Genomic DNA, 26,147 nt, shown 5'->3' on the forward strand with positions numbered 1-26,147 from the left:
CTTGACGGAGAGGTCGGGGCTACAAAGGTCAGCGGTCCCGCCATGACGATTCGTTCCTTCGATCTCTTGAGGCCGCGGTCGCTCGCGGAGGCCGCCGAGCTGCTGGCGCGGCACGGCGATCGGGCGCGGCCGATCGCGGGAGGCACCACGCTGGTCATCCTGATGAAACAACGGGTCGCCCATTTCCCGTACCTGATCGATCTGCAGTCGATACCCGGGCTCGACGGGATCGCGCCGGAAGCGGACGGGCTGCGAATCGGCGCGCTGGCGACACATCGCGCGGTGGAGCTTTCGCCGGCGGTGCGCCGCGAGTACCGGGCGCTCGCCGAGGCCTTTCACGCGATCGGCAACGTGCGGGTGCGGCAGACCGCGACGGTCGGGGGGAATCTGGCGCACGCCGACTGCCGCCTCGACCCTCCTCCGGCGCTCCTGGTGCTCGGAGCGGAGGTGACCGCGTTCGGGCCGAAAGGCGAGCGCGTCATTCCGCTGGACGGTTTTTTCAGAGGTCCGTACGAGACCGCGCTCGAGCCGGGGGAGATCCTGACCTCGGTCAAGGTTCCCCGGCCGCCCGCGGGGAGCAGGAGCGTCTATCTGCGCTACACCACGCTTTCCGCCAACGACTGGCCGTGCCTCGGCGTCGCGGCGCTTCGGGTCGCGGACGGCGCGCGCTGCCGCGACTTGCGCCTGGCGCTCGGCGGGCTGGCGCCGGCGCCGCTGCTGGTGCGGGGGCTGGAGTTCGCGCGCGGCGAGGCGCTCGAACCGCCCGTGGTCGAGCGCGTCCTCGAGCTGGTCGACGGCCAGATCGAGCCGTTCGGCGATCTTCGCGGCTCCGAATGGTACAAACGGCAAATGGCCCGGCTGTTCGTCAAACGCGCGCTCGAACAGCTGGCGGCCGATTTGTAGAGAGGATCCGATGGCGGAATTCGCGGTCGTCGGCAAATCGGTGTATCGCAAGGACGCGCGTCAGAAGGTCCGGGGGGAGGCGCTCCACGTCGGCAACATCGAGATGCCCGGCATGTTGCACGTCGCCGTCCTGCGCAGCCCTTACCCGCACGCGCGCATCGTCGCGATCGACAGGTCCCGGGCCGAGAGACTCAGCGGCGTGGCGGCGGTGCTGACCGGCGCCGACATCGCGCGCATGCCGGGAGTCGATCCCTATTTCGGTCCGGCGTTTCGCGACCAGCCGATCCTGGCCGTGGACAAGGCCTGCTACGCGGGCGATCCGGTGGTCGCGGTGGCGGCGTGCGATCGGCGCACGGCGGAGGACGCGCTGAGCGCCGTCGAGGTCGAGTACGAGCCCCTTCCCGCCGTTCTGGACGTGCTCGAAGCGGTCAAGCCCGAGTCTCCGCTGGTTCACGAGCGCCACCGGCCCGCCAAAGCCTTCGCCGATCTCGCCCACGTCAAGGAGGGGCAGCGATCCAACATCTGCTACCACTTCAAGCTGCGGCGCGGCGACGTGGAGCGCGCCTTCGCCGAAGCCGACCGCGTCTTCGAGGACACCTATTCCTCGCCGCCGGCGCAGCACGTCCCGATGGAGCCGCACGTCACGCTCGCTTACCTCGACGAGGCCAGGCGGCTCAATGTGTGGAGCGCCACGCAGACCCCGTCCTACGTGCGCACGGAGCTGTCGCAAACCTTCGGCATCCCCATGAACCGCGTCCGCGTGCGCGTCCCCTATCTGGGGGGCGGCTACGGTTCCAAGCTCTACGCCAAGCTCGAGCCGCTGGTGACGGCGTTCGCGCTGGTGACCCGGAGGCCGGTGCGCTACGCGCTCACGCGCGAGGAGGAGTTCCTCACGATCACCAAGCACAGGGTGATCGCAAGGGTCAAGACCGCGGTCAAGAACGGCAGGATCACTGCGCGCAAGTGCGAGGTCTTCTGGGACACGGGCGCCTACGCCGAGATCGGCCCGCGGGTGGTGCACAAATCCGGGTATACCTCGGCCGGCCCGTACCGCATCCCCAACGTCTGGATCGATTCCTACTGCGTCTACACCAATCACGTGCCGGCAGGGGCGTTTCGCGGCTTCGGTGTGCCGCAGGTCATCTGGGCCTACGACTCTCAGATGGACTCGATCGCGCGCGCGATCGGGGCGGACCCGGTGGAGTTCCGCTTGCAGCACGCGCTGGAGGAGGGCGAGGAGTTCGCGACGGGAACGCCGGTGCGCTCCTTCGGGATCAAGCAGGCGATCCGCGAGGCGGCCAGGGCGGTCGACTGGTCGGCGCCGCGGCCCGCGCCGGCGGGAACCAAACGGCGCGGCAAGGGCGTCGCCGCCGGCGTGAAGGCGGTGCTCACGCCTTCGATCTCGGGCGCGATCGTGATCCTGAACGCGGACGGCAGCGTCAGCGTGCTGAGCAGCACGGTCGAGATGGGGCAGGGGGCGGAGACGATGATGGGCCAGATCGTGGCGGAAGAGCTCGGCGTGTCGTTCGATCAGGTTCACGTCGTTCAGCCCGACACCGACGTGACGCCTTACGACACCATCACCGCTGGAAGCCGCTCGACCTACCACATGGGCAACGCGGTGCGTATGGCCGCGGCGAAGGTCAAGGCCCAGCTGTTCGAGGTCGTGGCGCGAAAGCTCGAGGTCCATCCCGAGGATCTCGTCGCTTCCGGCGGGCGGATCTTCGTGCGCGGCAGCGAAGCTCGGGGAATGACGATCCCCGAGGCGTTCCTCGCTAAGTTCGGCAGCCTCGGCACCACGCTCACGGGGGAAGCGATCTGCCAGCCCGAAGCGATCCCGACCGATCCGGAAACCGGCCAGTCGGAAAAGTGCACGGAGTACTGGTTTCCGTCGGCGACGTCGGCCGAAGTGGAGGTCGACATCGAAACGGGCCGGGTGCGGCTGCTGCAATTCTACAGCGTCGGCGACACCGGAACGGCGATCCACCCGCGACACTGCGAGCAGCAGCTGCTCGGCTCGGCCATCACCCACCTCGGCCTCACGCTGTTCGAGGAAATGGTTTTCCAGGACGGCCAGCTCGTCAACGGATCGCTGCTCGATTATCAGGTGGCGTCGATCCGGGATCTGCCGGAGGTCTTCCGGCCCGTGATCGTCGAGGTGCCGCACGAAACCGGGCCGTTCGGCGCCAAGGGGGTGGGCGAAACCGGAACCCTCACGGTGTCGGCCGCGATCGCGAACGCGATCGAGGACGCCATCGGCGTGCGGATCCGCGACCTGCCGATCACCCCCGAGAAGGTGCTGCGAGCGCTCGCCGCGAAGCAGGGTGCCGCCGGAGGGCTCGCGCCGTGAAGCGTGAGATCGCGTTGCGGGTGAACGGCCGGCTCGAAACGCTGCCCGTCGACGACGCCGACACGCTGCTCGAGGTACTGCGCGATCGCCTGAAGCTCTGGAGCGTGCGCGAAGGGTGCGGCGTGGGAGCCTGCGGAACCTGCACGGTGCTGATGGACGGAAAACCGGTGAGCTCTTGTTTCCTGCTGGCGGCGCGCGCGGACGGAAAAGAGATCCTTACCGTCGAGGGGCTGGACGGCGAATCCGGCCTCCATCCCGTTCAGGAAGCGTTCGTCGAAGAGCGGGCGTTGCAGTGCGCGTATTGCACTCCGGGCTTCGTGCTCGCGGTCAAAGCGCTGCTCGACGAATACGCCGATCCGACCGACGAGGAGATCCGCGAGTATCTCGCCGGCCATCTCTGCCGCTGCGCGGGCTACGCCGACATCCTGCGCGCCGTGCGCACCGCCCAGGCGAAGAAGCGCTCCGCCGGCCGTTGACGGAGGCGCCCGCTCCTGGCCCGCTGGCCGGTCCCTTTCAGCGGCGGCGACAAATTTGTCCCGAAACGGATCGTTTTGGCCGCCCTTTCCGTACCGGCATCGCCGTCGCGGGGATTTTTGTCGTTCAAAGGCTTGCATTCCTTGAACAATCGTGGCGCCGCGGCCCTGGCATGCAATATGCAATTCGCCATGAGCGCCCATGGATTCCGCCGCCGCGATCCAGCCTCGAGATTCTTTATTGTTCGGCCCGGGGGCTCCGGACCGCGTCTTCGCAGCGGCCGATAAAACCACGGTAATTCGGCTGCGCTGGCCGCTGGTCATCCTGTGCTCGTATCTGCTGCTCTATCCCTCGCAGCCGTGGTTGACGGAAAGTCAGACTTACGCGCTCGTGTTCTTCTACCTCGCGACCAACGCGGCGCTCTACTTCGTCGAGGACGATCGCTTCGAGTGCTCGTACTTCTACGGCCCGCTGCTGCTGTTCGACACGGCGGCCATGGCCGCCACGGTGGCGCTCAGCGGCGGGGCGACGACCGATTTCTACGTTGCCTGTTTCTTCACTCTGGTCCTGAGTTGCATTTGCAGCGACACCCGCGGCCTGCTCGTGGTCACGCTCCTGGCGCCACTGCTCTACGCCTACGTCGCTTTTCGCACGGAGGCCGCCGACCAGCCGAGCTTTTACCTCCGGCTTTCCTTTCCCCTCGTGATCGCGCTTTTCTACGGCTACTTCGCCCAGGTGGAACGGTTGCGTCGCGTCGTGCGGGAAAAAGAAGAGCAGGCCGAACGGGAACGGCGCGCCGCGAGCGAGATCCGGCGCCAGCGGGACCGGCTGGAGGTATTGCACGAAATCAACCTCGCGATGACTTCGACCCTGGATCTGCGGACGGCGCTCGAAGCGCTGCTGGAGAAGACGCTGGCCTATTTGCCGTACGCCGCCGGAGCGGTCCGGCTGCGGGATAACGATACCGAAGCGATGTGGACGGCAGCCGCCCGAGGGCTGGCCGCTCCCGGGCCGGAAGGGGCCGACTGCGAATGGTCGTTGCTCGATGCGGCCGCGGCGAGCCGGAAGGTCGAGGTGATTCGAGATCTCTCCGCCGAGCACGGCGAATTTCTGCGGCGGCAGGGACTGGCGGCGATGATCGCGCTGCCGTTGATCGCCGACGGCGAAGTGCTCGGCAGCTTCGGTCTGTTCGCGCGCCAACCGGTCGAGATTTCCGACGAGGAGGTCCGGTTTCTCCTCACGCTCGCCGGCCAGGCGGCCGTGACGGTTCAACGGGCGCGGTGGCTGCAGCAGATCCGGCGGCAGGCGGACGAGCTGCGCGACGCCAATCGGGTCAAGGACGAGTTCCTGGGCGTCGTCTCGCACGAGTTGAAGACGCCGTTGAACGTGATCTCCGGATACACCAACATGCTGCTGGAAGGAATCCTGGGCGAGGTCACGCCGATCCAGGAAAAAGCGCTGCAAACCATGCTGCGCCAGACCAAGGACCTCAACGCGACCATCAACAGCGTCTTGCAGGTGAGCTGCATCGAAGCCGAGATGGTGCGCGCGGAAATCCACGACACCAACCTCTGGGAATTCCTCTACGAGCTCAAGACGTACTACGACTACCCCCTGGCCAAGGACGTCCAGCTGGTTTGGGATTTCCGTTCGGACCTGCCGACGCTCCCGACCGACCGCGGCAAGCTCAAGCACGTTCTGCAGAACCTGATCAACAACGCCATCAAGTTCACCGACCAGGGATCCGTGACCGTCTCGGCGCGATACCTCGCGAACAAGAAAACGATGGAGTTCAAGGTCGCTGACACGGGGATCGGCATTCCCAGGGAACTCTGTCCGAAGATCTTCGAGCGTTTCCGTCAGGGCGACAGCTCGGATACGCGGTCCTACGGCGGCGTCGGTCTCGGGCTCTACATCGTCAAGAAGTTCGTGGATCTGCTCGGCGGCACGGTTCATGTGGCGAGCAAGCCGGGAGAGGGCTCGACCTTCACCGTGCGGATTCCCTGCCATCGCCGGGCGGGCGCGGAGCAGTTGCTGCTGTCGGGCGCGCGGCCGGAACCCGAGCCGGCGGCAAAGGCCGCCCTGCCCTGATTTTCTGCTTCAGCGTTCGGCGCGTCAGCGCGGGACGTCGGAGAGCGCCCGCTGATTGCGCCTGAGATACATCCGCACCCAGAGATCGTAGAGATTGTCGGGCCGGAAGACGTCGATCTCGCGCTTTCCCTGAGCGGTTTCGACCACCACGCAAACCCCCAGGTCGCGCCACGAGACGGCAAGCAACCGCTGGTTTCGTTCGCTGACGAGCGCGCCCACCGTGCGCAGGAGCTGCGACAGGCTGTGGCCGTCGGCGGCCTTGCCCGCGGCGGTCCGGCGGCTGCGGCCCAGGGCGTCCAGCCGCTCGATCTCCGCCCGTGAATAGTGGAGGCGCGGCGCGGGGTGGTCGGGAGCAGGCGGTTCCCGCCGCCGCAGCCGGGCGGCCCACCATTTTCTCAGCCGCTCGCCGGGCCGGCGCCATCCGGACAGAGGCTCCGGCAGCGCGGCTTGTGCCGGCGCCCAGATACGGTAGGCCTTCTCGGTGCACTCCAGGTTGAACTCCCGGAGCCGGAGCTCCTCGAGCTGCTGACCCACGGTTCGCAGATGGCGGCTGAAAGCGCCCGGATCGAACGGCGGCCGGGCCGGCTGGCTCGGCGGCGGACTCTCGGGCGCTCCCGGCGCGCCTCCTTGCTCGGACTCGACGAGCTTGACCCAGCGCTTCCGAAAGGACGATACGACCCGGCGCGTTCCGCGAATTACGGTGTGCACGGGGAGCCTGTAGCCGCAGTTCAGGCAGAAGCCGGTGACCGCGGCCTGCTGCGCTCTGAAGAACGATCTGGCGACCGTGAAGCCTACATAGTACTTGCAGTTGGGGCAGGGGCGTGCCCGGTACTTGCTCATTGGCGATTCCGCCCGGCTTGCCGCGGTTTTATTCGGTACCTTCGGGAATGTCAAGCAGATCCTGTCGGGCGGGTCGGGCGGCGCCCGCGCAGCATCCCGGCCGCCCGGGCCTTTTGCGCGCCGCGAGATCCGTGCTAAGAGAAGCGAGAGTTCGAGGTTCGGAGGTCCGCCATGGAAAAGAGCAACTTCACGGTGGTCGACTGCGACGGCCACATCATCGAGTCGATTCCGGAGATGGTGCCGTTCCTGGATCCCATCGATCGCGAGATCGCGCTGCGCCCGTCGCGCAACCGCCAGGGCGTGTTCGCCGGTCTTGACGCCATCCACTATCCGCGCAATGTGCAGAGATCGGGGGAGGTGGAAGAGCCCCGCCGGCCCCGGGTGGACGCCAGCGAGCACCGCAGGGGCTCGGGCGAGGACTGGCTGGAGTTTCTCAACAAGGCGGGCGTCGCCCAGGCCGTGCTGTTTCCGTCCGAAGGACTTTCCGTCGGCTTCTTCCAGCAGGCGGATTACGCGGTTCGCGTCTGCCGGGCCTTCAACGATTACGTTTCCGAGCGTTACCGCAGGGTCGACCCGCGGCTGCACCCGATGGGGTTGATCGCGATGCAGGACGTGCAGGCGGCGGTGAAGGAGCTGCGCCGCCTGGTGCTCGAGCTGAAGCTTCCCGGCGCGATGTTGCCCTCGCGCGGGCTGCCGCTGCACCTCGGCCACGACTACTACTGGCCCGTCTACCGCGAGGCCGCGGAGCTGGGCTGCGTTCTCGGCATTCACGGCGGCTCGAGCCTGGGCTTCGGCGCCGACACGTTCACCGACGCCTGGGCGGCGCGCACGCTGCGTCACCCGATTCCGCTGGCCCTGGAGTTCGTCTCGCTCGTCTACCACGGCGTGTTCGACCGCTACCGCGATCTGCGGGTGGGCTTCTTCGAGGGGGGATGCGCCTGGGTTCTCCTGCTCAAGGACCGTATGGATCGCGACGAGAACGTCTACACGACGAGCACCGGCAAGCAACGAAGCCTGAACGACTACCTGGCGAGCGGGCAGGTCCTGATCGGCTGCGAGGGCAACGAGTGGATTCTCCCCTACGTGATCCAGCAGGTCGGGTCCGGGTGCTTCGCCTATGCGTCCGACTATCCGCACGAGGTCGATCTCGTCGCGGCGAAGCAGATGATCCACGAGACCGTCGAGCGCCCGGACATGACAGGCGCCGACAAGGCCGCGATCCTCGGCGAGAACGCGAGAAAGTTCTTCCGGCTGTAGGCGGGCGGCGGAGCGCTTCGAACCGCGCCGCGACCTAATCCGGCGAGGCGGGGAAGACGAGCGACTTGATCACGACCGGCACGGAGCCGGAGGAGGGGATCAGCGCGCCGATGTCGATGTAGTCGAAGTCGTTCAGGGCGACGCCGTCGATCGAGATGATCGGGTTCGGAAGGCGCAGCTCCTCGAGGAAGTGAAGCCCGATGATCCCGCCGATGTCGCCGTCGTTGACCAGCACCAGCGGGTGCCCCTTGTCGAGAATGGCGCGCACGCCCTCGGCGATTCCCCTCGAGAAAGACTGCAAGCGCCAGTAGGTCGCCGAGCCCTGCCAGTGAAACGCCACCGCCACGGGCTGGCGGCCGCCGAGCAGATCCAGGCGGCGCAGCGCATTCTGAACGGCGCCCGCGACCCCGGCCTGATCGATCTCCTCCTCGTCGATGGAAAATTCGGGCGCCACCACCGGGATATTGCGCACCGGCACCGCGTCCTCCGGGGTGATGAAGATCGTGTTGCCGCTCACCTGGATCGTGTACTGGGAGGCGCCGATGACCGTAGCGCGGATCCGCGCTGCCGGCTCGATGACCAGCAGCCCGAGGTCGGGAAGGCGCCGGCGCACCTCGTCCGCCAGCAGCGGTCCGAGATCGCCGAAGCTCGCCTGCGTCCGGTTGTAGATGAACTCCGAAACGCCGCCGGAAAACATCACGGCGTCGATCTCGCCGCGGTATTTCAGGGGCGGCAGCCGGAGGAGCGACTCGATCTCGGCCGAAAGCCCATCCGGCCGGATCAGGGCCAGCAGCTTGTCGACCATCCCGGCCACGATCCTGCGTAGCTCGGCCTCGGAGAGCTTGCGCCCGAGCGCCACGTCGATGCCGGCCCAGGCGGCGTGCCTGCGCCCGGCCTCCTCGATCCGGGCAAGGCGGCCGTCGGCGTCGAACGCGAGCAGGCGCGCCCCGATGTCGGCGGCGGAAACCTCCTGCACCCGGCCGTTGTTGCAGACGGCGAACTTGCTCGTCCCGCCGCCGATGTCGATGTTCAGCACCACGCCCCCGGTCTTGGCCGAATAGGCGGCGGCGCCGGAGCCGTGGGCCGCCATCGTCGCCTCCAGCCCGTCGCCGGCGCTCACCGCCACGAACTTGCCCGCCTCGCCCGCGAACAGCTCGGCGATGGCGCGCGCGTTGCGCCGCCGCACGGCGACGCCGGTGAGGATCAGCGCGCCGGTATCGACCTCGTCGCGAGCGACCCGCGCCCGGGCATACTGCCCCTCGATGAACGCCTCGAGCGCCGCCACGTCGATCCGGGTGTCGTCCGTGTAAGGCGTGAGCAGAATCTCCGATTCGGCGAGGACCTCGCGCCGCGTGATGCGATAGCGCGTGCCCTCGAGCTTGAGCTCGAGGCGGGAGAAGACCAGGTGGGAGGTCGACGACCCGATGTCGACCCCGACGCTGGTCAGCTTCAGCTCTTCCTCGTCGCTGATGTGGCGATTGGCGTTGGTGAACGCGGCTTTCGATGCGGCAGGATCCATGGGGTACGCTCGCGTCAGGAAAAACCGACGGGTCTCAAATCCGCTGCGCCGACTCCCTCATTTCTGGTAGAGCTCGGGCTCCATCCGGGACTTCGCTCCCTCGCGGGCGAGCGTTTCCTCGAACTCCTTGCGCAGGAACGGATCCTCCTCGTTGTAGGGGATCGCCGTGCCGCCGTCCTTGATGTCGATGGCGCCGTAGTCGATCGCCTTCTCCCCCGGCACCCCCCGCTCGCGCCCGGGAGCGTTCGGACCGAACCATGCGGTCAGCCGCAGCGGCTCCTTGCTCGCGCCGAAATGGGCGTGAAACCAGTTGCCGCTCATCGGTGCGGCGCTCACCATCCCTACGGGCTCGTAATCCTGGCGCCTGACCTGATCGGCCTTGCCGCTTTCCCACGGGCGCGTACCGAGCGAGGCCGGCCAGGTGTAGGTGTAGCCCTTGCCTTTCAGGCAGATCAGCACCGCGGCGGAGCCGTGCGCGTGCGCCTTGGAGTAGCGGCCGGTTTCGTGCTGGCCGATCCAGAAATAGAAATGGTTCCCGGCCATGTGCGGCTCGATGCGCCGGTATCCCGGCGAGCGACGGTTGTCGAGCGGCAGCTCGCAATTGATCACGTCCGGGATGATGTTGGTCTCGCGCATCGCCAGGCCGCGGACGGGATCGGGCTTGATCTCTTCGCGGTACTTGAAGTAGTCGTCCGTCGGGTTGAAGCGGTCCTGGAAGTGATAGGGACAGTTGAAGATGAAATCCTCGTTGCCGAACTGATTCATGACGTTCGGCGCGGTGGTTCCCGCGAGCAGGAGCGCGGGGCTCGACGTCGCGTTGACGATCCGGTGATAGGCGTTGAGCGGGATCGCGAAAATCGAGCCCTTCTGCCACTCGAAGGTGAGCTTTTTCGGGTTGCCGTCCACCCACACTTCGGTCGTGCCCCGGCCCTCGACGACCAGGAACTGCTCCTCGTAGAGGTGCTTCTCCACGTTCAGCGCGCCGGCCCCGGGGACCTCCACGACGTAGCAGCCCCAGAGCCCTTCCGTCCCGTAGAGCTGGATGAAGGTGCCGCTCCCCCCCATCCGCTTCCAGGGCTTGCGCGGCAGGTCCTGGACGCGGCGCACGCCGATGTCGCGGTAGATCGGGATTCCCTGGGCCTCCATGAAAACGTCGTACGGGCTCTTCGGTCGGAGGAATTTGCCGTAGCCGGCCTTGGTCATGTTGTCCTTCGGCTCCTGCCATTCGGTAGCTGGATGATCCATAACGCCTCCTGCAAGGGTTGTCGGATTCTGCGACTCGGCAAGAGAAGGGATTGCCTAAGTTCAGCGTGGGTTAATGTATAGGCTCGCCGGGCGGGAGTCAAACGTGGCCGCGTGCGAGCGGCCGCGCACGGCCCTCAGGGGACCTAGGAAGCGAACGTCAGGCGGCGATAGACCTGCCGCACCGACTCGACGTCCCGCTTGCAGTACTCGCAAATCTCGGCAAGCCGGCCCGCACGGAAATAAGGATAGACCTTGGAGCCGTCGAGCCCCTCCTTGGGCGAAGGGATGTCGAGCGCGCGCGCGAGCACGTCGAGGCTCACGTGCTCGCGGCCCCAGCGGCTCCACTCGTGCATGGTGTCGAACACCGGTGCGCTGCGGTAGCGGGCGAACGGGATGTCGCGCGAGGGCTTGATCTGATGGATGACGGAGCGCTGGTAGATGAAGCGCAGGTCGAAGTCGAGGATGTTGTGGCCGACGAACAGGTTGGTTTCGAACGCCAGGCGCCAGAACTCGCGCAGGATTTCCCGCTCGTCGCCGTCCAGGATCCGGGCGGGCGAGTCGGCAGGCGGCTCGACCGCGTAACCGATGCAGAGAATTTTCGCCGTGGCGGCCGAGAGGCTGAGCTTCTTGACGAGCTCGGCCTCGTCGAGCTGCATCTGCGGTTCCAGCAAACCGCGGCTCTCGAGCGCCTGTTCCGTGGGTACCGTCTCGATGTCGAAGAAGAGGATCTTCATGGACCGGCCGGCCGCGCCTCCTTTTCACTGAGCTGAGTTGCGCCGATTTCCACCGCCTCGCCGAGCCGCACGAAAATCACCTTGAAGCCGGCGACCTCGCGCCCGAGCGCGCTCGCCGCGGCGCACGCGTAGATACGCGCCTGCCCGCGGTAGCGCCGCGCCGCCTGCCGCAGCTCGGCGGGGCGGACCCGTTCGGTCTTGTAGTCGGCGAGATAGAGCCTTCCCTCCCTTTCGTAGACGAGGTCGATGACGCCCTCCATGATCCGGCCGCCCCACGGCATCAGCAGCGGGACCTCGCGCCCGAGGATGTCGGCCGAAGCGAGCTCGGCAAAAGCCGGCGAGGAAGCAAACCCCTTAAAGATCTCGCGCAGCTCGCGAAGCATGGCGGCGCGGCTCGGTCCGATCCCGGCTTCCGGCAGGGCTTCGAGGAAGCGCTCGAGCTCGTCCTCGAGAGCAGCCCCGTCGCGCGCCGCGCGAAAGTCCAGGGCCTGGAGGAAGCGGTGCGCGAGGATGCCGACGAGCCGCGGGTCGAGCGCGGTGAACAGGTCGCGCCGGCGCCGCGGCGCGCCTTTCTCCTGCCGCTCGAGAGCGGTGGGCGAGACGAAAAGCGGGGTACGCCCGGCCTCGTCGTATTCGCGCTGGCGCGCCGCCCACTGGCGCGCGAACGATTCCCAGCTTTCGCGCGGCGGGGTCCTTTGCGCCGCCGGCCTGCGGCGCGGGGGCTGCGGCGTCTCGTAGACGACCTCGACCTGCAGCGTTCCCTTCCCGACCGCGATCCGTCCGGGCCGCCGGAGCGACGTCAGCTCGGGAACCGACTCCTGCAGCATCGCGACGAAGCTCCCCCCGTCGACCTTCAACGGCGGGCTCGACAGAACCAGATGCTCGCGGGCGCGCGTCATCGCGACGTAAAAGAGCCGCTTCTGCTCCTCCTCTTCCCGACGGCGCCCCGCCTCGTCCAGGTAGATCGCGGCGGGGTTGGCGTGCTCGCCGGCGCGAAGCCCGATCAGCCCGGTCGACCAGTCGTAGCGGACCCCGGTTTCGGGGCGTCCCGGAGCGACCGCCCCGCGCGCGTCGGGGAGAACCACGATCGGGAACTCCAGACCCTTGGCCTTGTGGATGCTGAGGATCTTCACCGCGTCGACCGTCTCCTCGGCGAGCGCGCTCTCGCTCTCCTCTTCCACCTCGAGCACGCGCCGCTCGAGCTGCGCGATCACCGCCTTGAAGGTGGCCGGTCCCTGGCGGCTGAGGACCGCGGCCTGCTGCCGGATCTTCTCGAGGTTGGCGACCGCCTGTTCGCCGCTGAACGAGCGCGCCGCGAGGAGCCGGATCGGGACCGCGTCGAAAACACGCTCGACCGCGTCGGGTACCGGCATCAGGCGCGTCTCGAGGTGAAGACGGTCGAGAGCGGCATAGAGGTCGCGAACCGGTTCGAGAGCTCGTGCGGCGCCCGCCGCGGGGCGCCGCAGGCTGCGATAATCGAGCAGCCCTTCGGCGTGCAGCCGGTAGATCTCGGTGTCGGAAAGCCCGCCGACGGCCGAGCGCAGCAGCCCGACGAGCGCCGCCCGGTCGTACGGATTGTCAACCGCCCGCAGCAGGTTCACCGCGTCGACGATTTCCTGGGTCGCGTAAAAATGCTTCTCGCCCTCGACCACGTAACGGATTCCCCGGCGCCGCAGCGGCTCCAGGTAGAGATGCACGTCGGTGAGCTTGCGAAAGAGGAACGCGATGTCTCTCGGACGGGCGGGAGCTTCCCCGTTCGGGCCCGGCAGCATGACTTTTCCGAGGACGGCTTCTTCCAGCCAGCGCGCAAGACTCTCGGCCTCCAGCCGGCGCGCCCGGTCGGCATTGAGGGTCTCGCTCGACTCGACCCTGCGCAAGAGCACCCGGGGCAGGGAGGATCGGTCGGGGCTCGCCTCGGGGCGCCGCGGCGGCTCGATCGGAACGTAGCGCGGTTGCAGCCCGCTCCGCTCGCGGATCAACGGTTCGAAGACGCCGTTGACCACGTCCAGGATCCCGGGGGCGCTGCGAAAATTGGTGGTCAGCCGGCACTCGGTCCCTCCCTGGGGCAGGATGAGACGCTCGACGACGTCGAGGTAGCCCTGGATGTCCGCGCGCCGAAAAGCGTAGATCGACTGCTTCGGGTCGCCGACGACGAACACCTTGCCGGGCTGAAGGCGCACGGCGCGCCAGTCGTTCGCGCTTTCCCCCGGCCGCTCGGAGAGATAGAGGATGAGCTCGTACTGCACGGGATCCGTGTCCTGGAACTCGTCGACGAGGATCGCCTTGAACAGACCTTTGAGCTCCTCGCGCACGGCGTTATGATCGCGCAGCAGGTTTCTCGCCCGCACCAGTAACCCGTCGAACGAAACGAAGCCCGCCTGAACGAAGCTCCGGCGGCAGGACTCCGCCAAAGGGACCAGCAGCTCGCGCAGCACCGCCGTCACCGCCCGGTCGCCGCCGAGCAGCCCGCGCGCGACGCGCGCCAGACGCTGGAGCTCGCGGAAATCGGCGTCACTCCACCCGCCCGCCCGCCGCAGGCCCTTCTCCGCAAACCACCGTTTCTGCTCGGCGAAGGCGCCAGGCGCGATCTCCCCGTCCTTCAACACCCCCTCGATGACCGCCAGACAGTGACGCAACCAGCGGTCGAGCTGGTGCCGCTCCTCGGGATACCGGCGGAGAAGCTCCCGGGCCGTCTGCGCCTCGGCTGCAAGCCAGCTCCGGAGGACGGCATCCAGTTCTTCGGCGGCGCCGGAGCCGCAAAGGCTTTCGAGCGGCACCATCTCCGAGCAGAGCGAGGACGCCACCTGCTCCAGCGTCTCCAGATCGATCGCGTCGAGCAGCGCCCGCCAGGCGCCGCGCCGCCCGCCCTCGCGTCCGAGCTCGCGATCGAGCCAGAGGCTCCATTGCTCCGCGAAGTGCTTGCGAAAGGCGAGGCCGTCGTCTTCGGAAAACTGCGGGTCGACGCCGGCTTCCGCCGGGTAGAGCCGCAGCAGCAGGGCCGCGAAGCTGTGCAGCGTGCCGATATAGCTCCGCTCGATCTGCCGGAGCGCTTCCCCGCAGCGGCGGTCGATCTCGCCCTTGCTCAACTGGTACCGGCCGATCAGATCGCGCACCGCGGCCGCGGCCTTCGCGGCGTCCGCGTCGGGCGGGCTCGAGTCGAGCCGCACGGCAACGTAGGAGTGCAGCCGCTCCCGCAGGCGAAGGCGCATCTCCGCTGCCGCCTTGTTCGTGAAGGTCAGCGCCACGATGCGAGTGATCGGCACGGGATCGGGCTCGCGCAGGACGAGATGCACGAGCCGGTCGACCAGGAGCGTGGTCTTGCCGGTGCCCGCGCCCGCGGTGACGACGACATTGCGGTCGAAGGTGGTCGCCGCACGCTCGCGTTCGCGGGCGTCGGGAAGGATCAGGTCCGCGCTACTCATCGCTCTTTCCGGCGACCTGCTGCCTGGCCAGCTCCGCGTGCGCCGCCGCCCGCGCATCCGAGGCCGCGCGCCACACGGTCGGCAAATGATCCTTGCGGCAGACGTTGGCGACCTCGCAGTAGCGGCAGGCCGGTCCCGGCCGGATGAAATGCAAACCGCGATAGACGCCCTCGATCAGAAAGGAAAGGGTTTGCCGCAGGCCCCTTCCCGTCGCTCCCTCCCAGCAGTCTTGCGGCAGGACCCGGCGGAGGAGCGGCCCGCCGCTCCACCGGGGAGCGAGGTAGTAAAAGGCCGCTTCGACGGAGGACGGCCGGGGCGTTTTCGGCACGCCGCAGTCCCGGGCCAGGAGCACGTAGATCGGCGGCTGAAGTTTCTCGCCGCGGAGCGCGGACCGCATCAGGTCGACGTCGCTCGCGGACGGTTTCTTCCCCGCCTTGAACTTGTAGTCGATCACCCGCAGCCGGCGCTCCGCGGGGTCGAAGTCGATCCGGTCGAGCCGCCCCCGAAACCGCACCGTCGACGCGGGAGCGGGCCAGCCCGTGACGGTTCCCTCCAGCTCGGTCTCGAGCGCCACGGGCCGCCGGCCCGATTGCGCGAGGTCCTGAAGATCCGCCGCCACGGTTTGCTTGAGCCAGCGCAGGGTCTCGTCGCGCAGGATCTCCCACACCAGCGGGTATCCGGTCGGTGCTTCCCTTTCATAGGCGTCGAAGGTCGAGCGCGCCACCGACTCGAGCAGCGTCTCCGCGTCGATCCCCCTGGACCCGCGGGCGAAGTAGCCGCGATCCATCAGCTGCTGAAAAAAATCCTTCAAGATCCGGTGCACCAGCGACCCGATCTCGACCGGCCTCACACCGCTCTGCTCCTCCGGGCGCTCCTGCGGTTCGAGTCCCAGCACGTTCAGCGCGAAAAACTGAAAAGGGCAGCGGGCATAGCGTTCGAGCGCGGTCGGTGAGACGCCGCCGTCCGCCAGACGTCGCCACGGGGATTCGAGGTGGCCGGTCATGCCGTCGTGGCCGCTCAGCGGCCCGTCCGCGTTCTCGAGCACCTCGAGAGCCTGCGCGCCCCGGCGGCAGAGCGCCTCCATCGCGGGGAAATGGGACAGCAGGGGGGCGGGCGATTGGCTGTCGAGGCTCAAACGGATCGCCAGCTCTTCGGGGAGGAGGAACTCGTCGCGAAACGCGGGGAGCGTCCTTTTGGCCAGGATGCTTCTCGGGATCGCGACCGGCTCGGCGGCGAAGATTCGCCGCAGCTCGGCGACGTACCAGGACGGCTCCAGCGCGACGCCGTTCTCGTCGGACCGCGAGTACAGAGCGTAAAGCCGCTCGGTCGCCGCGTCCGCGAGCAGCGCCAGCAGCAGCTTTTCCTCCTCGAACCCGGCGAGCTTCTCCGCGATCTTGCAGCCGAGAACCGTTTCGATCACGCGCCGCGAGCGGTCGCGCAGGAACGCGTCCTCCCGGATCGTGCGCGGGAACAGGCCTTCGTTCAGGCCGAGAACGAAGAGCGCGCGGAAACGCGAGCCCCGGGCCGCCATGGCGTCCAGGACGGCGACGCCGCCGGCGTGGGGATCGGAAACGGGGAGCGACTTCCGCTCCAACCAGCGCTCGAAGAGCGCCGCGAACGTGGCGCGCGACGGACGCGAACCGAGGACGTCGAGAGTCGAGAGCGCGGAAAGCGTCTCCAGGACGGCGCGGCTGGCTCGTTGCGCCGCGGTCTCCTCCTCCGCCGCGTCGCCGTCGCGAATGCCGAAGTATTTCTCCAGCAGCGCTCTCCAGGCGGAGGCATGCTCGTTCCAAGGCGCCGCGGCGGGCAGGCCGCCGAGGTCGCGCTCGAGCGCGCTGAAGAGACTCCAGAGCACGGACACCTGCTCGGCGGCGAATCGCAGGGTCCGCTCGCCTCCGTCCTCGTCCCCGCCCGCTTCGATTTCCAGGCCGCGATCCACGAAGCGCTTCAGGCGCGACCACTCCTCCACCCCGCGGGTGATGCCGAGGCGGCGGGTCAGCATGTCCCAAAGGTCGGGACGGGGCGCCGGTCCCGGCCCGACACAGGCACGGAAGTCGAAGTAGGGCGAGGAGACCAGGTCGACGAAATCGTTGCGCGGATAGTCCCGTTCCGCCAGGCGGAGCAGCAGCACCACCGATTTCACCAGGGGCGATTCCACCAGCGGGAGCTCGAACGAGGAATGAACCGGAATTCGGTGCTCCCGGAAGACCTCCACGAGGTGGCGGGCGTAGGGTTCGGCGGCGCGCGCGACCACGCCGATCTCGGAGAAGGCCATGTCCTCGTCGTGCCTGAGGCGCAGAATCTCCTTGGCCGCGGCGACGCACTCGTCGCGCGGCGCGGGACAGCTCCAGATCGCGCACGCGGGCCGGGTCGCCGCCGGATCGGGCCCGGCCGCCCCGCCGGTTTCGAAGAGCGGCAACGCGCCGCCGCCGGGGAGCAGCACCGTTTCCTCGGTCACGAGCCCCTGGATGTGGCGCTCGTAGAAACGCTCGGCGAAGGCCCAGGCGGGATGACGCCGCACGCAGGGAAAAAACAACACGGTCGGGTAAGCGCGCGCGACGGTCCGAAACGCTTCGAGCTGAACCTGAGTGAGATCGTAAAAGCCGTAGTAGAAGATCCGGGCGAAGCCGCCGAGCATGCGCGAGGTCGCGGCGCGCTCGTTGGCCGCGGTGACAAAAGCGGCGTAATCGGCGAGCGACCGCTCGCGGCAGTGCTCGCTGAAGCCGGCGTGAAGGCGGGCGAGGGCCTCGAGCTTGGGGGCGTCCCGGGGCTCGAAGAGCCCCTCCTCGACGGCGGCCGCCAGGACCTCGGGGCCGACCGACGCGTCGCGCAAATCGCGCAGGGTCTGCCACAGGGCGGCGCAGCCGCCGGCCTTCTCGACGACCGGCAGGAACGACTGCGCTTGCGCTCCCGCGCCCCGGATCCAGGCTCCGAGCGCCTCCTCGAAGATCAGATCGTCCGCCGGGTCGGGCTCGACCGAGCGGGGGAGCTCGCGCAGCAGTTGCACGTAGAGTTGATGGAAGGTCCAGAGGTGAACGTTCAGCAGGGCGAGCCGGCGCTCGCTCGCGAGCAGCACGCGCACGCGCCGGCCAAGAGCCGCCGAGGGGACAACAACGAGGGCCGGCGCCATCGGGTCGGCCGCCTTGAGGCTGCGGATCGCCTCCGCCAGGGCATTCTCCAGTTCGGGATGGAAGGGACCCAAAAAGGCTTTCATGCGGTTGTTCGGGTGCAGAGCCAACGTTAACACAACGGCGCGGCGCGTCAAAGATTTCCGGTTGCAAAAGCACGGTCGAAGATTTAAACAGGGGCGGACATCGTCATGTCCATCGAGCGCGCTTTCCGGGTCGTCGTTCTCCTCGTCCTGTTCTGGTCGTCGGCCGTCGGCGCGGCCGCCGGGCGTTCGGGCTTCGGCGGCCTCGTGGTATCGGACCACGAGCTGGCGACGAAGGCGGGAATGGAGGTGCTCGGCCGCGGCGGCAACGCGGTCGACGCCGCGGTCGCCACCGCGTTCGCGCTCGGCGTGGTCGACCCGGCGTCGTCTGGCATCGGAGGCGGCGGTTTCATGGTGATCTACGACGCGCGCGACCGCAAGGCGCACGCGCTCGATTTCCGCGAGACGGCGCCGGAAGCGGCGCGGCCGGAGCTCTACGTTCGGGGCGGCAAGGCGGTTCCCTCGCTCAGCGTGACCGGCGCGCTGGCGGTGGCGGTGCCGGGGGAGGTCGCCGGTCTGGCTCAGGCTCTCAAGCGATTCGGAACGATGCCGCTTGCGGCGTTGATGGCACCCTCCATCCGCTACGCGAGCGAAGGATTTCCCCTGGACGCCGCGCTGCGCTACGCCATCGAGCGCCAGGCGGAGAACATGAAGCGGTTCCCCGATCTCGCGCGGCTTTTCCTCGGCAACAACGGGGCACCGCCGGAGGGAGCACGCATTCGCCAGCCGGAACTCGCCGAGTCGCTGAAGGCGATCGCTTCGGGCGGGCCCGGGGTTTTCTACGAGGGCTGGATCGCCGAAGCGATCGTCGAGGCGGTCCGCAAGGAAGGCGGGGTGCTGTCACTCGCCGATCTCAAGCGCTACAAACCGGTCTGGCGCGAGCCGCTGCTCGGCAAATACCGCGGCCGGACGGTGATCGCCATGCCGCCGCCGAGCTCGGGCGGGGTGGCGATCCTGCAGATGCTCAACGTTCTCGAAGGCTACAGGCTCGGGGCGATCCCCCACAACTCCGCCACGTATCTCCACCTGCTCGCCGAAACGATGAAGCACGCTTTCGCCGACCGGGCCCAGTTCCTGGGCGATCCCGACTTCGTCAAGGTGCCGGTCGCCGCCCTGATCTCGAAGGCGCACGCCGGATGGATCCGCGGCCGCATCTCGGCGGTGAAGACGCATCCCGCCGCCCACTACGGATCGGGTCGCGCCAGGGCAGAGCTCGGCGGCACCACCCATTTCAACGTCCTCGATCGCCTCGGCAACGCGGTGGCCTGCACGCTGACGATCAACACTCGCTTCGGCTCCAAGGTGCTGGCCGGCCGGGCGGGCTTCGTGCTCAACAACGAAATCGACGATTTCGCCATTCATCCCGGGGGCAACGTCTACGGGCTCGTCGGCAACGGCGCCAACGCGCTCGCGCCCGGGAAACGGCCGCTGAGCAGCATGTCTCCCACCATTGTCATGCGGGGAGAGCGCCCGGAGGTGATCGTCGGCGGGGCCGGGGGGCCGCGCATCATCAGCGCCACGCTGCAGGCCTTGCTCAACATCATCGACTTCGGGATGACGGCAAGGGAGGCGGTCGAGGCGCCACGCATTCATCACCAGTGGGTGCCCGAGGATCTGCAGGTCGAGGCCGCGGTGGCGCCCGAGACCAAAAAGGCCCTGGAGCGGCGGGGCCACCGGCTCCGCGAGCGCAACGTTCTGGGAGTGGTTCAGGCGATCGTGGCGCGCTCGGGAAAGGTTTCAGGGGCCGCCGATCCGCGCAAGGACGAGCGGGCGCGCTCGGAATGACCGCCGCCTAGGCGCGGCTCGCGGGCTGGCGCGGGCGCCGGTCGCGCCACCAGCGCCACAGCGGATAGGCGAGCTTCCAGGCCTGGACGACGCTCGACGAGGCGCGCCTGACCTTGCGGCGGTAGCTTCCGACGAACAGCGCGGAAAGAGCCGCGAGCAAGATCGGGTGAGTGCCGAGGAACCTTCCGGCGGCGCCGAGGACCCCGCTCCAGGTAAGCGATCGGCGCGCCTCGCGCCACGCGGCGGCGAGGGCGGCGCGGTCGCGGTCGCACCGGGCCACGAGCGCCTCGCGGCGTGCGGCGAGCTCCTTCAGGCGGCTATTCATGGACGGATGACCTCAGCCGCTCGCAGTCCTTGGCGAGCTCCGCCAGCGTGGCGGAAAGCAGGGGGGGGCCGGCGAGGAACCTCCGGCGCAGGAGCAAGCCCGCTCCGATGCCGATCGCCAGATAGAGGGCGGCGAGCGCCCCGAGCGCGTAGACCCAACCCGCCTGCCAGAAAAGAGCGGCCGCAAAGACCGTCAGCAGGATCACGCCGAGGCTCAGTCCGAAAAACAGGAGGAGCGAGAGCAGCAGGGTCACCCTGAGCCTTTCGCGCTCCTCCTGCAGCTCGGTGGTCAGCAGCTCCAGCCGCGTGTGCAGGGCGGCGGCTGCGGCGGCGGCCGCCGCCCTGAACGAGGGCGCGATGCCCGCCGGATCCGGGGCGCTCCTGGGGGGCTCGGACTGGCTCATGCAGTCGGCTCAGCCGCGCCGGATCAGCATTCCGAGCACGAGCCCCAGACCGGCGGCGGCGCCGACGGCGGTCCAGGGGTTTTCGCGAACGTAGTCGTCGGCGATGTCGGCGAACTCCTTGGTCTTCTTCACGAAGACCGCTTCGGCGTCGGCGAGCGACTTCTTGCCTTCGATCAGGCTTTGCTCGATCTTCTGGCGCGCCGCGGCGACCTTTTCGCCCGCCTGGGTGGCGGTGACCTTCAACAGTTCCTCGGCGTCGTTGATCAGCGTCTTGAGATCCTGGACGAGTTTCTCCCTGGCCGCGTCTCCGTTCATAACTCCTCCTGCCCCCGGGGATTTCTATCCACGCATGATAACAGCCCCCGGCGGTGATGCAAGGACCGCCGGCGCCCCGGAAGCCTCCCCCGACGCCGTTGATTTCGCCGGCGCCATTGCATACATTACGCGGGCGGAAGGACCGAATTACAGGGCCAGGAGGAAACCCATGTTCAAGCACCGGCTTCCAATCGTCGCCTCGCTATTCGCCGCGCTTCTCTGGTTGCCGTCCGCCGCTCGGGCCCAGAAGGCTCCCGACCCGAAGGTCGTCGAGGGAGCGAAAAAAGAAGGACAGCTCGTCTACTACACGACGATGACGCTGGACCAGAGCAAGGCGACCGTCGACCGGTTCGAGAAAAAATATCCCTTCATCAAGGTCACGTTGTTTCGAACCGGCGGGGGGCCGCTCCTGAACAAGATCCTCACCGAGTCGCGCGGCGGCCGGCACGACTGGGATGTCGTCGTCGGCAGAGGCGAGATGGTGCTGCCGCTGATGCAGCGCAAGCTCCTCGCCTCCTACCACAGCCCCGAGAGCAAGGCGATCGACGACCAGCTGGTCGACAAGGAGGGGTTCTGGACCGCCTACTACGTGAACAGTTACGTCCTCGGCTGGAACACCAAGCTGGTGAAGCGCGAAGACGTGCCCAAAACCTACGAGGGCCTGCTCAACCCGAAGTGGAAGGGTGGGCAGATCTCGCTCGATACGGAAGCCTACGGGATGCTCGAGGGGCTCAAGGGCGTGTGGGGGGCGGAGAAGGCGATCGCGTTTTTCCGCAAGCTCGCGGCGCAGGAACCGGTCCTCAAGCGCGGCAACACGGAGAGAGTGCAGCTCGCGGTGGCGGGAGAGTACCCGTTGATCATCGCCTACAACCAGACGATCCAGCGCATGACGTCGCGCGGCGCGCCCATCGACTGGCTGCCGCTCGAGCCGGTGGTCACGCAGGTGAACCCGGCGATGATCGGCGCGAAAGCGCCGCACCCGAACGCCGCGCGGCTCTTCTACGACTACATTCTCTCGAAGGAAGGCCAGGAGCAGCTGCGGGGCTTCCAGCGGATCCCCGTGCGGCGGGACGTCGATCCCGATCCGCCGCGGCTGTTCCGCGGCTTCAAGTACGTGATCGAGAATCCGGAGGATTACCAGGACTTCAACGCGACGGTGAAGCAGTACCTGGAGATTTTCAAGCTCCGCTGATCGTTCGTCAGCCGCGGTCCGGACCGTCGAAGGGGTTGCGACGCACGATCGTCTGCTCGCGGTCCGGTCCGACCGAGACCACGATCACTTCGGCCCCCACCACTTCTTCGAGCCGGCTCACGTATTTCTGAGCGTTGCGCGGGAGATCGGAAAACTTCCGCACGTGCGACAGCGGCTCGTTCCACCCCTCGCATTCCTCGAGGACCGGCTCGGCGCGTTCCAGCATCTTGGTGCTCGAGGGAAAGTCGTCCAGCAGCTCCCCGTCGCAGCGGTAAGCGGTGCAGATCGCGATCCTGGGAAACGAGCTGAGCACGTCGAGCTTGGTGAGCGCGAGCGCGCTCATTCCGTTCAACCGCACCGCGTGGCGCACGCCGACCGCGTCGAACCAGCCGCACCGGCGCGGCCGGCCGGTGGTGGCGCCGTACTCCACTCCCTCGCGCTTGAGCGCCTCGCCCTCGGGCCCGCTGAGCTCGGTGGGAAAGGGACCGCCGCCGACGCGCGTCGTGTAGGCCTTGGAGATCCCGATCACCTGCTGGACGTGCTGCGGCCCCACACCGGCCCCGGTGCAGATCCCCCCGGTGACGGTGTTCGAGGAGGTGACATAGGGGTAGGTGCCGTGGTCGACGTCGAGCAGCGTGCCCTGCGCGCCCTCGAAGAGCACCCGCTTTCCGGCGCGAATCTCGCGCTCCAGCAGCATGCTCGTGTTGGTGACGTAGGGCCTGAGCTTGTCGCGGTAGACGGCGTAGGCGTCGTGAATCCGGTCGAAGTCCAGCGTTTTCTCCTTCAGGATCGCCTTGAGGTAGATATTCTTCTCCTCGATGTTGCGCCTGAGCTTCTCGCGAAACGTGTCTTCCTCGAGCAGGTCGACAAAGCGGATGCCGATCCGCGCCACTTTGTCCTCATAGGCCGGACCGATGCCCCGCCCCGTGGTTCCGATCTTGCCCCGGCCGCGGATCCTCTCGCGCGCAAGATCGATCGCCTTGTGGTACGGCATGATGAGGTGCGCCGCATCGCTGACCCGCAGCATGGCGTCGTCGAGCAGGCGGCCAGCCCGCTTGAGCTCGGCGATTTCCGCGAGCAGCACCTCGGGGTCGACGACGACGCCGTTGCCGATGACGCAGAGCTTGCGCGCGTGCAGCGCCCCCGAAGGAATCAGGTGCAGGACGGTCTTCTTGCCGTCGACCACGAGCGTGTGGCCGGCGTTGTTGCCCCCCTGGAAGCGGACGACGATGTCGGCGTGCTCGGCGAAGAGGTCGACGATCTTGCCCTTTCCCTCGTCGCCCCACTGGGCCCCGATGACCGCTACGTTGGCCATGGCTCGCTCGATTCGGAGACCGCCGTTCTTACAGCTTCACCAGCTCTGCCGAGACGATCTGCGGCAGAGCGCGCAGCTCCTCCAGCGCCTTCTTCGGAACGGGCTCGTCGACGTGGGTGAACGAGATGGCGTTGCCCCCTTTTTCCGTGCGTCCCAGCTCCATCCCCGCGATGTTGATGCCGTTCCTGCCGAGGATGGTTCCGACCGCCCCGACCACTCCCGGGACGTCCCGGTTGCGCAGGATCAGGATGTAACCCTCGGGGACCGCCTCGAGATAAAAGCTGTCGACGCGGACGATCCGCGGGTACCGGTTGCCGAAGATCGCCCCTTCGACCTCCAGCTCCTTGCCGCGCGCCCTGGTCCTGACGGTGATCGAGCTCGTGAAGTCGCCCGCCTGCTCGCCGCGCGATTCCACGACCTGCACCCCGCGCTCGCGGGCGATCACCGGAGCATTGACGTAGTTCACGCCCGACTCCATGATCGGGGTGAGAAGCCCCTTGAGCACGGCGACGGTCAGCGGCGCCAGGTTGTACTGGGTGACGTCGCCGCGATACTCGACGTGAACCTGCGTGGGAAGCGTTCCAGCCATCTGCACCTGCAGGCTGCCGAGCTTTTCCGCGAGCGTCAGGTAGGGGCGCAGAATCTCGAGCAGCTCGGGGCTCACCGACGGCACATTCACGGCGTAGCGCACCACCCCCTTGGACAGGAAGTCGACCATCTGCTCGGCGACGGCGACCGCGACGTTCAGCTGGGCCTCGTCCGTGGACGCGCCGAGGTGCGGAGTCGTGATGACCTGCTCCATCCGGATCAGCGGGTGATCGGGCGGCGGCGGCTCCTCCACGTAGACGTCGAGCGCGGCGCCGGCCACCTTGCCGCTCCGGATGGCGTCCGCCAGATCCTTCTCGTCGACGATGCCGCCGCGGGCGCAATTGATGATGCGCACCCCGGTCTTCATCCGGGCGATGGCGTCGCGGTTGATCAGCCCCTGGGTCTCGGACGTCAACGGCACGTGCACGGTGACGAAGTCGGATTTCGCGAAGAGTTCCTCGAGCGCGACGGGCTCCACGCCCATCCGGGCGATGTTCTCGGGCGGGATGAACGGGTCGTAACCGATGACCTTCATGCGCAGGCCGACGGCCCGCTCGGCGACGATGCGGCCCACGTTGCCGAGCCCGATCACGCCGAGCGTCTTGTTGCACAGCTCCACGCCCACGAAGCGGTTGCGGTCCCACTCGCCGCGCTTGAGCGACGCGACGGCCTGAGGGATATGGCGCGCCAGGGCCATCATCAGCGCGATGGTGTGCTCGCCGGTCGTCACGTTGTTCCCGCCGGGGGTGTTCATCACCACGATGCCGCGCTTGGTGGCGGCCTCGGCGTCGATGTTCTCGAAGCCCACCCCGGCGCGGCCGATCACCTTGAGCTTCTTCGCCGCCTCGATCAGCTCGGCGGTGATTCGGGTGCCGCTGCGGATGACCCAGCCGTCGTAGTCGGCGCAAATTTTCTTGAGCTCGTCCGGCTTGAGCCCGAGACGAACGTCCACCTCGAAGCCGCCGGCGCGGCGGAACACCTCGAGCCCTTCCGGCGCGAGCGAGTCGGTCACGAGAATCTTCATTCTATGCGAGAGCCTCCATCAGGATTTCCTCGGCGGCCGCCACGCCGCGGCCGAACGGCAGCTCGACCCCGAACCTGCGCAGCGCCATCTCGAGCGCGGCGATCGCGGTAATGACGTCGAACGCGCCCATGTAGCCCACGTGCGCGATGCGGATCACCTTGCCCTTCAGCTTGTCCTGGCCCTCGGCGAAGGTGACGTTCATCCGGTCGCGGAGGTAGTCGAGCACCCGGTCGGCGTCGACGGCCGGCGGCAGGAAGACGCCGGTGGCGGCCGGGCTGGGATGCTCCGGGGCGAGCAGCGTGAGCCCAAGGGCGACGGCGGCGGCGCGGGTGGCGCGCGCCATGCGCTCGTGGCGCGCGTAGACGCGATCGAAGCCTTCCCGCTCCATCATCTTGAGCGAGGCCTTCAGGCCGAAGATCAGGGAAACCGCCGGCGTGAACGCGCCCGAGCCCTTCGCCTGGTTTTTCCGCTCAAGCCTGAGGTCGAAGTAAAACCGCGGCAGGGTCGCGCTCTCGGTCCGCTTCCATGCACGGTCGCTCAGCGCCACGAACGCGAGGCCCGGAGGGAGCATCAGGGCCTTCTGCGACCCCGTGACGAGGGCATCGATGCCCCACGCGTCCATCGGCACCGGGAGCACCCCGACGGCGGTCACGCCGTCGACGATCAGCAGCGGGCCGTTGCGCGTGAGCTTCGCGATCTCGCGCACCGGGTGCAGCACCGTCGTGGAGGTTTCGCTCGCCTGGATGAGGACGCCCTTGAGGTCCGGGTGGGTCTTCAACTGTTCCTCCACCGCGCCCACCTCGACCGCCTTGCCCCACTCGACCTTCACCTCCACCGGGGCGAGGCCGAAGGCGCGCGAGATCTGCAGCCAGCGCTCGCCGAACTTGCCGCCGTTGACGACCAGCACCTTCTCGCCCGGGGAAAACAAGTTGGCGACCGCCGCTTCCATCGCTCCGGTACCGGAGGAGGCGAGCATGAGAACGTCGTTACGCGTGCCGAAGAGGGTCTTCAACCCCTGCCGCGCTTCTTCGAACACCTCGTTGAACCGGGGCGTGCGATGATGGATCATCGTTTCCGACATCGCCAGCGCGACCTCGTTGGGGATCGGAGTCGGACCGGGCGAGAGCAGGTAGTGTTTGATCATGAATTCGTCT

19 protein-coding genes are annotated in these 26,147 nt (G+C 67.8%); 7 read left to right on the plus strand and 12 right to left on the minus strand.

Going from position 1 to position 26,147, the window contains the following annotated elements:
- Positions 1-42 precede the first annotated feature (42 nt).
- The 4 genes from VNN77_11695 (at position 43) to VNN77_11710 (ending at position 5,818) form a co-directional block, all read left to right on the plus strand.
- Complete coding sequence (locus VNN77_11695; GenBank protein ID HXG52054.1) at positions 43-903, plus strand: xanthine dehydrogenase family protein subunit M; 861 nt, start codon at positions 43-45, stop codon at positions 901-903.
- A gap of 10 nt (positions 904-913) precedes the next feature.
- The gene (locus tag VNN77_11700; GenBank protein ID HXG52055.1) at positions 914-3,253 is read left to right on the plus strand and encodes a xanthine dehydrogenase family protein molybdopterin-binding subunit; all 2,340 of its coding nucleotides are present in this window, start codon (positions 914-916) and stop codon (positions 3,251-3,253) included.
- Positions 3,250-3,729 carry a (2Fe-2S)-binding protein gene (locus tag VNN77_11705; protein ID HXG52056.1) on the plus strand — a complete coding sequence of 160 codons (480 nt, stop codon included), beginning with the start codon at positions 3,250-3,252 and terminating at the stop codon, positions 3,727-3,729. The genes VNN77_11700 and VNN77_11705 overlap by 4 nt, the downstream gene beginning before the upstream one ends.
- Before the next feature lie 199 nt (positions 3,730-3,928).
- Positions 3,929-5,818 carry an ATP-binding protein gene (locus VNN77_11710; protein ID HXG52057.1) on the plus strand — a complete coding sequence of 630 codons (1,890 nt, stop codon included), beginning with the start codon at positions 3,929-3,931 and terminating at the stop codon, positions 5,816-5,818.
- A gap of 24 nt (positions 5,819-5,842) precedes the next feature.
- Here VNN77_11710 and VNN77_11715 read toward each other — a convergent pair whose 3' ends face one another.
- Positions 5,843-6,658 carry a hypothetical protein gene (locus VNN77_11715; GenBank protein HXG52058.1) on the minus strand — a complete coding sequence of 272 codons (816 nt, stop codon included), beginning with the start codon at positions 6,656-6,658 and terminating at the stop codon, positions 5,843-5,845.
- Positions 6,659-6,829: 171 nt separating this feature from the next.
- On the opposite strand from VNN77_11715, the gene VNN77_11720 reads away from it, so the two are divergent.
- On the plus strand, positions 6,830-7,915 hold the full coding sequence (locus VNN77_11720; GenBank protein HXG52059.1) for an amidohydrolase family protein: 1,086 nt from the start codon (positions 6,830-6,832) through the stop codon (positions 7,913-7,915).
- Positions 7,916-7,949: 34 nt separating this feature from the next.
- Here VNN77_11720 and VNN77_11725 read toward each other — a convergent pair whose 3' ends face one another.
- The 5 genes from VNN77_11725 to VNN77_11745 all read right to left on the minus strand — a co-directional run bounded on the left by VNN77_11725 (position 7,950) and on the right by VNN77_11745 (position 18,049).
- Positions 7,950-9,434: an ethanolamine ammonia-lyase reactivating factor EutA gene (locus VNN77_11725; GenBank protein ID HXG52060.1), complete on the minus strand. Its 1,485-nt coding sequence runs from the start codon at positions 9,432-9,434 to the stop codon at positions 7,950-7,952.
- Positions 9,435-9,491: 57 nt separating this feature from the next.
- A complete protein-coding gene (locus tag VNN77_11730; protein HXG52061.1) occupies positions 9,492-10,679 on the minus strand; it encodes a cupin domain-containing protein in 1,188 nt (395 codons plus the stop codon).
- Positions 10,680-10,822: 143 nt separating this feature from the next.
- Positions 10,823-11,413, minus strand: a complete 591-nt coding sequence (locus VNN77_11735; GenBank protein HXG52062.1) for a ribonuclease H-like domain-containing protein — start codon at positions 11,411-11,413, stop codon at positions 10,823-10,825.
- Positions 11,410-14,835 carry a UvrD-helicase domain-containing protein gene (locus VNN77_11740; protein ID HXG52063.1) on the minus strand — a complete coding sequence of 1,142 codons (3,426 nt, stop codon included), beginning with the start codon at positions 14,833-14,835 and terminating at the stop codon, positions 11,410-11,412. The genes VNN77_11735 and VNN77_11740 overlap by 4 nt, the downstream gene beginning before the upstream one ends.
- Positions 14,828-18,049 carry a PD-(D/E)XK nuclease family protein gene (locus VNN77_11745; GenBank protein ID HXG52064.1) on the minus strand — a complete coding sequence of 1,074 codons (3,222 nt, stop codon included), beginning with the start codon at positions 18,047-18,049 and terminating at the stop codon, positions 14,828-14,830. The genes VNN77_11740 and VNN77_11745 overlap by 8 nt, the downstream gene beginning before the upstream one ends.
- A 105-nt stretch (positions 18,050-18,154) precedes the next feature.
- Here VNN77_11745 and ggt point away from each other — a divergent pair, with 105 nt between their 5' ends.
- Positions 18,155-19,831 (plus strand): gamma-glutamyltransferase, encoded by a 1,677-nt coding sequence (gene ggt / locus VNN77_11750; GenBank protein ID HXG52065.1) that lies wholly within the window; start codon positions 18,155-18,157, stop codon positions 19,829-19,831.
- Between the two features lie 7 nt (positions 19,832-19,838).
- Here the strand turns inward: ggt and VNN77_11755 are convergent, their stop codons facing one another.
- Genes VNN77_11755 through VNN77_11765 form a run of 3 tightly spaced genes read right to left on the minus strand, consistent with a single transcriptional unit; the run spans position 19,839 to position 20,874 of the window.
- The gene (locus VNN77_11755) at positions 19,839-20,156 is read right to left on the minus strand and encodes a hypothetical protein (GenBank protein HXG52066.1); all 318 of its coding nucleotides are present in this window, start codon (positions 20,154-20,156) and stop codon (positions 19,839-19,841) included.
- Positions 20,149-20,559 carry a phage holin family protein gene (locus tag VNN77_11760; GenBank protein ID HXG52067.1) on the minus strand — a complete coding sequence of 137 codons (411 nt, stop codon included), beginning with the start codon at positions 20,557-20,559 and terminating at the stop codon, positions 20,149-20,151. The genes VNN77_11755 and VNN77_11760 overlap by 8 nt, the downstream gene beginning before the upstream one ends.
- Positions 20,560-20,568: 9 nt before the next feature.
- Positions 20,569-20,874: a DUF883 family protein gene (locus VNN77_11765; protein HXG52068.1), complete on the minus strand. Its 306-nt coding sequence runs from the start codon at positions 20,872-20,874 to the stop codon at positions 20,569-20,571.
- Positions 20,875-21,043: 169 nt separating this feature from the next.
- Here VNN77_11765 and VNN77_11770 point away from each other — a divergent pair, with 169 nt between their 5' ends.
- Positions 21,044-22,066, plus strand: a complete 1,023-nt coding sequence (locus tag VNN77_11770) for an extracellular solute-binding protein (protein ID HXG52069.1) — start codon at positions 21,044-21,046, stop codon at positions 22,064-22,066.
- A gap of 7 nt (positions 22,067-22,073) precedes the next feature.
- Here the strand turns inward: VNN77_11770 and VNN77_11775 are convergent, their stop codons facing one another.
- From VNN77_11775 to VNN77_11785, 3 genes are read right to left on the minus strand one after another with little or no spacing between them, the layout of a single operon-like run.
- Positions 22,074-23,381: an adenylosuccinate synthase gene (locus VNN77_11775; protein HXG52070.1), complete on the minus strand. Its 1,308-nt coding sequence runs from the start codon at positions 23,379-23,381 to the stop codon at positions 22,074-22,076.
- A gap of 28 nt (positions 23,382-23,409) precedes the next feature.
- Positions 23,410-24,993, minus strand: coding sequence for a phosphoglycerate dehydrogenase (gene serA / locus VNN77_11780; protein ID HXG52071.1), 1,584 nt, complete (start codon positions 24,991-24,993; stop codon positions 23,410-23,412).
- Position 24,994: 1 nt separating this feature from the next.
- A complete protein-coding gene (locus VNN77_11785) occupies positions 24,995-26,137 on the minus strand; it encodes an alanine--glyoxylate aminotransferase family protein (protein ID HXG52072.1) in 1,143 nt (380 codons plus the stop codon).
- Positions 26,138-26,147 lie beyond the last annotated feature (10 nt).

It is taken from the genome of Candidatus Zixiibacteriota bacterium (genome assembly GCA_035574315.1).
GTDB lineage: Bacteria > Desulfobacterota > Binatia > UBA9968 > UBA9968 > DATLYW01.

Bases quoted from the DNA above. Each gene is read 5' to 3' on its own strand.
- VNN77_11695 (HXG52054.1), top strand. From the start codon at position 43: ATGACGATTCGTTCCTTCGATCTCTTGAGGCCGCGGTCGCTCGCGGAG.
- VNN77_11730 (HXG52061.1), bottom strand. From the start codon at position 10,679: ATGGATCATCCAGCTACCGAATGGCAGGAGCCGAAGGACAACATGACC.
- VNN77_11735 (HXG52062.1), bottom strand. From the start codon at position 11,413: ATGAAGATCCTCTTCTTCGACATCGAGACGGTACCCACGGAACAGGCG.
- VNN77_11745 (HXG52064.1), bottom strand. From the start codon at position 18,049: ATGAAAGCCTTTTTGGGTCCCTTCCATCCCGAACTGGAGAATGCCCTG.
- VNN77_11715 (HXG52058.1), bottom strand. From the start codon at position 6,658: ATGAGCAAGTACCGGGCACGCCCCTGCCCCAACTGCAAGTACTATGTA.
- serA (HXG52071.1), bottom strand. From the start codon at position 24,993: ATGAAGATTCTCGTGACCGACTCGCTCGCGCCGGAAGGGCTCGAGGTG.
- VNN77_11710 (HXG52057.1), top strand. From the start codon at position 3,929: ATGGATTCCGCCGCCGCGATCCAGCCTCGAGATTCTTTATTGTTCGGC.
- VNN77_11740 (HXG52063.1), bottom strand. From the start codon at position 14,835: ATGAGTAGCGCGGACCTGATCCTTCCCGACGCCCGCGAACGCGAGCGT.
- ggt (HXG52065.1), top strand. From the start codon at position 18,155: ATGTCCATCGAGCGCGCTTTCCGGGTCGTCGTTCTCCTCGTCCTGTTC.
- VNN77_11700 (HXG52055.1), top strand. From the start codon at position 914: ATGGCGGAATTCGCGGTCGTCGGCAAATCGGTGTATCGCAAGGACGCG.
- VNN77_11765 (HXG52068.1), bottom strand. From the start codon at position 20,874: ATGAACGGAGACGCGGCCAGGGAGAAACTCGTCCAGGATCTCAAGACG.
- VNN77_11720 (HXG52059.1), top strand. From the start codon at position 6,830: ATGGAAAAGAGCAACTTCACGGTGGTCGACTGCGACGGCCACATCATC.
- VNN77_11775 (HXG52070.1), bottom strand. From the start codon at position 23,381: ATGGCCAACGTAGCGGTCATCGGGGCCCAGTGGGGCGACGAGGGAAAG.
- VNN77_11760 (HXG52067.1), bottom strand. From the start codon at position 20,559: ATGAGCCAGTCCGAGCCCCCCAGGAGCGCCCCGGATCCGGCGGGCATC.
- VNN77_11755 (HXG52066.1), bottom strand. From the start codon at position 20,156: ATGAATAGCCGCCTGAAGGAGCTCGCCGCACGCCGCGAGGCGCTCGTG.
- VNN77_11770 (HXG52069.1), top strand. From the start codon at position 21,044: ATGTTCAAGCACCGGCTTCCAATCGTCGCCTCGCTATTCGCCGCGCTT.
- VNN77_11725 (HXG52060.1), bottom strand. From the start codon at position 9,434: ATGGATCCTGCCGCATCGAAAGCCGCGTTCACCAACGCCAATCGCCAC.
- VNN77_11785 (HXG52072.1), bottom strand. From the start codon at position 26,137: ATGATCAAACACTACCTGCTCTCGCCCGGTCCGACTCCGATCCCCAAC.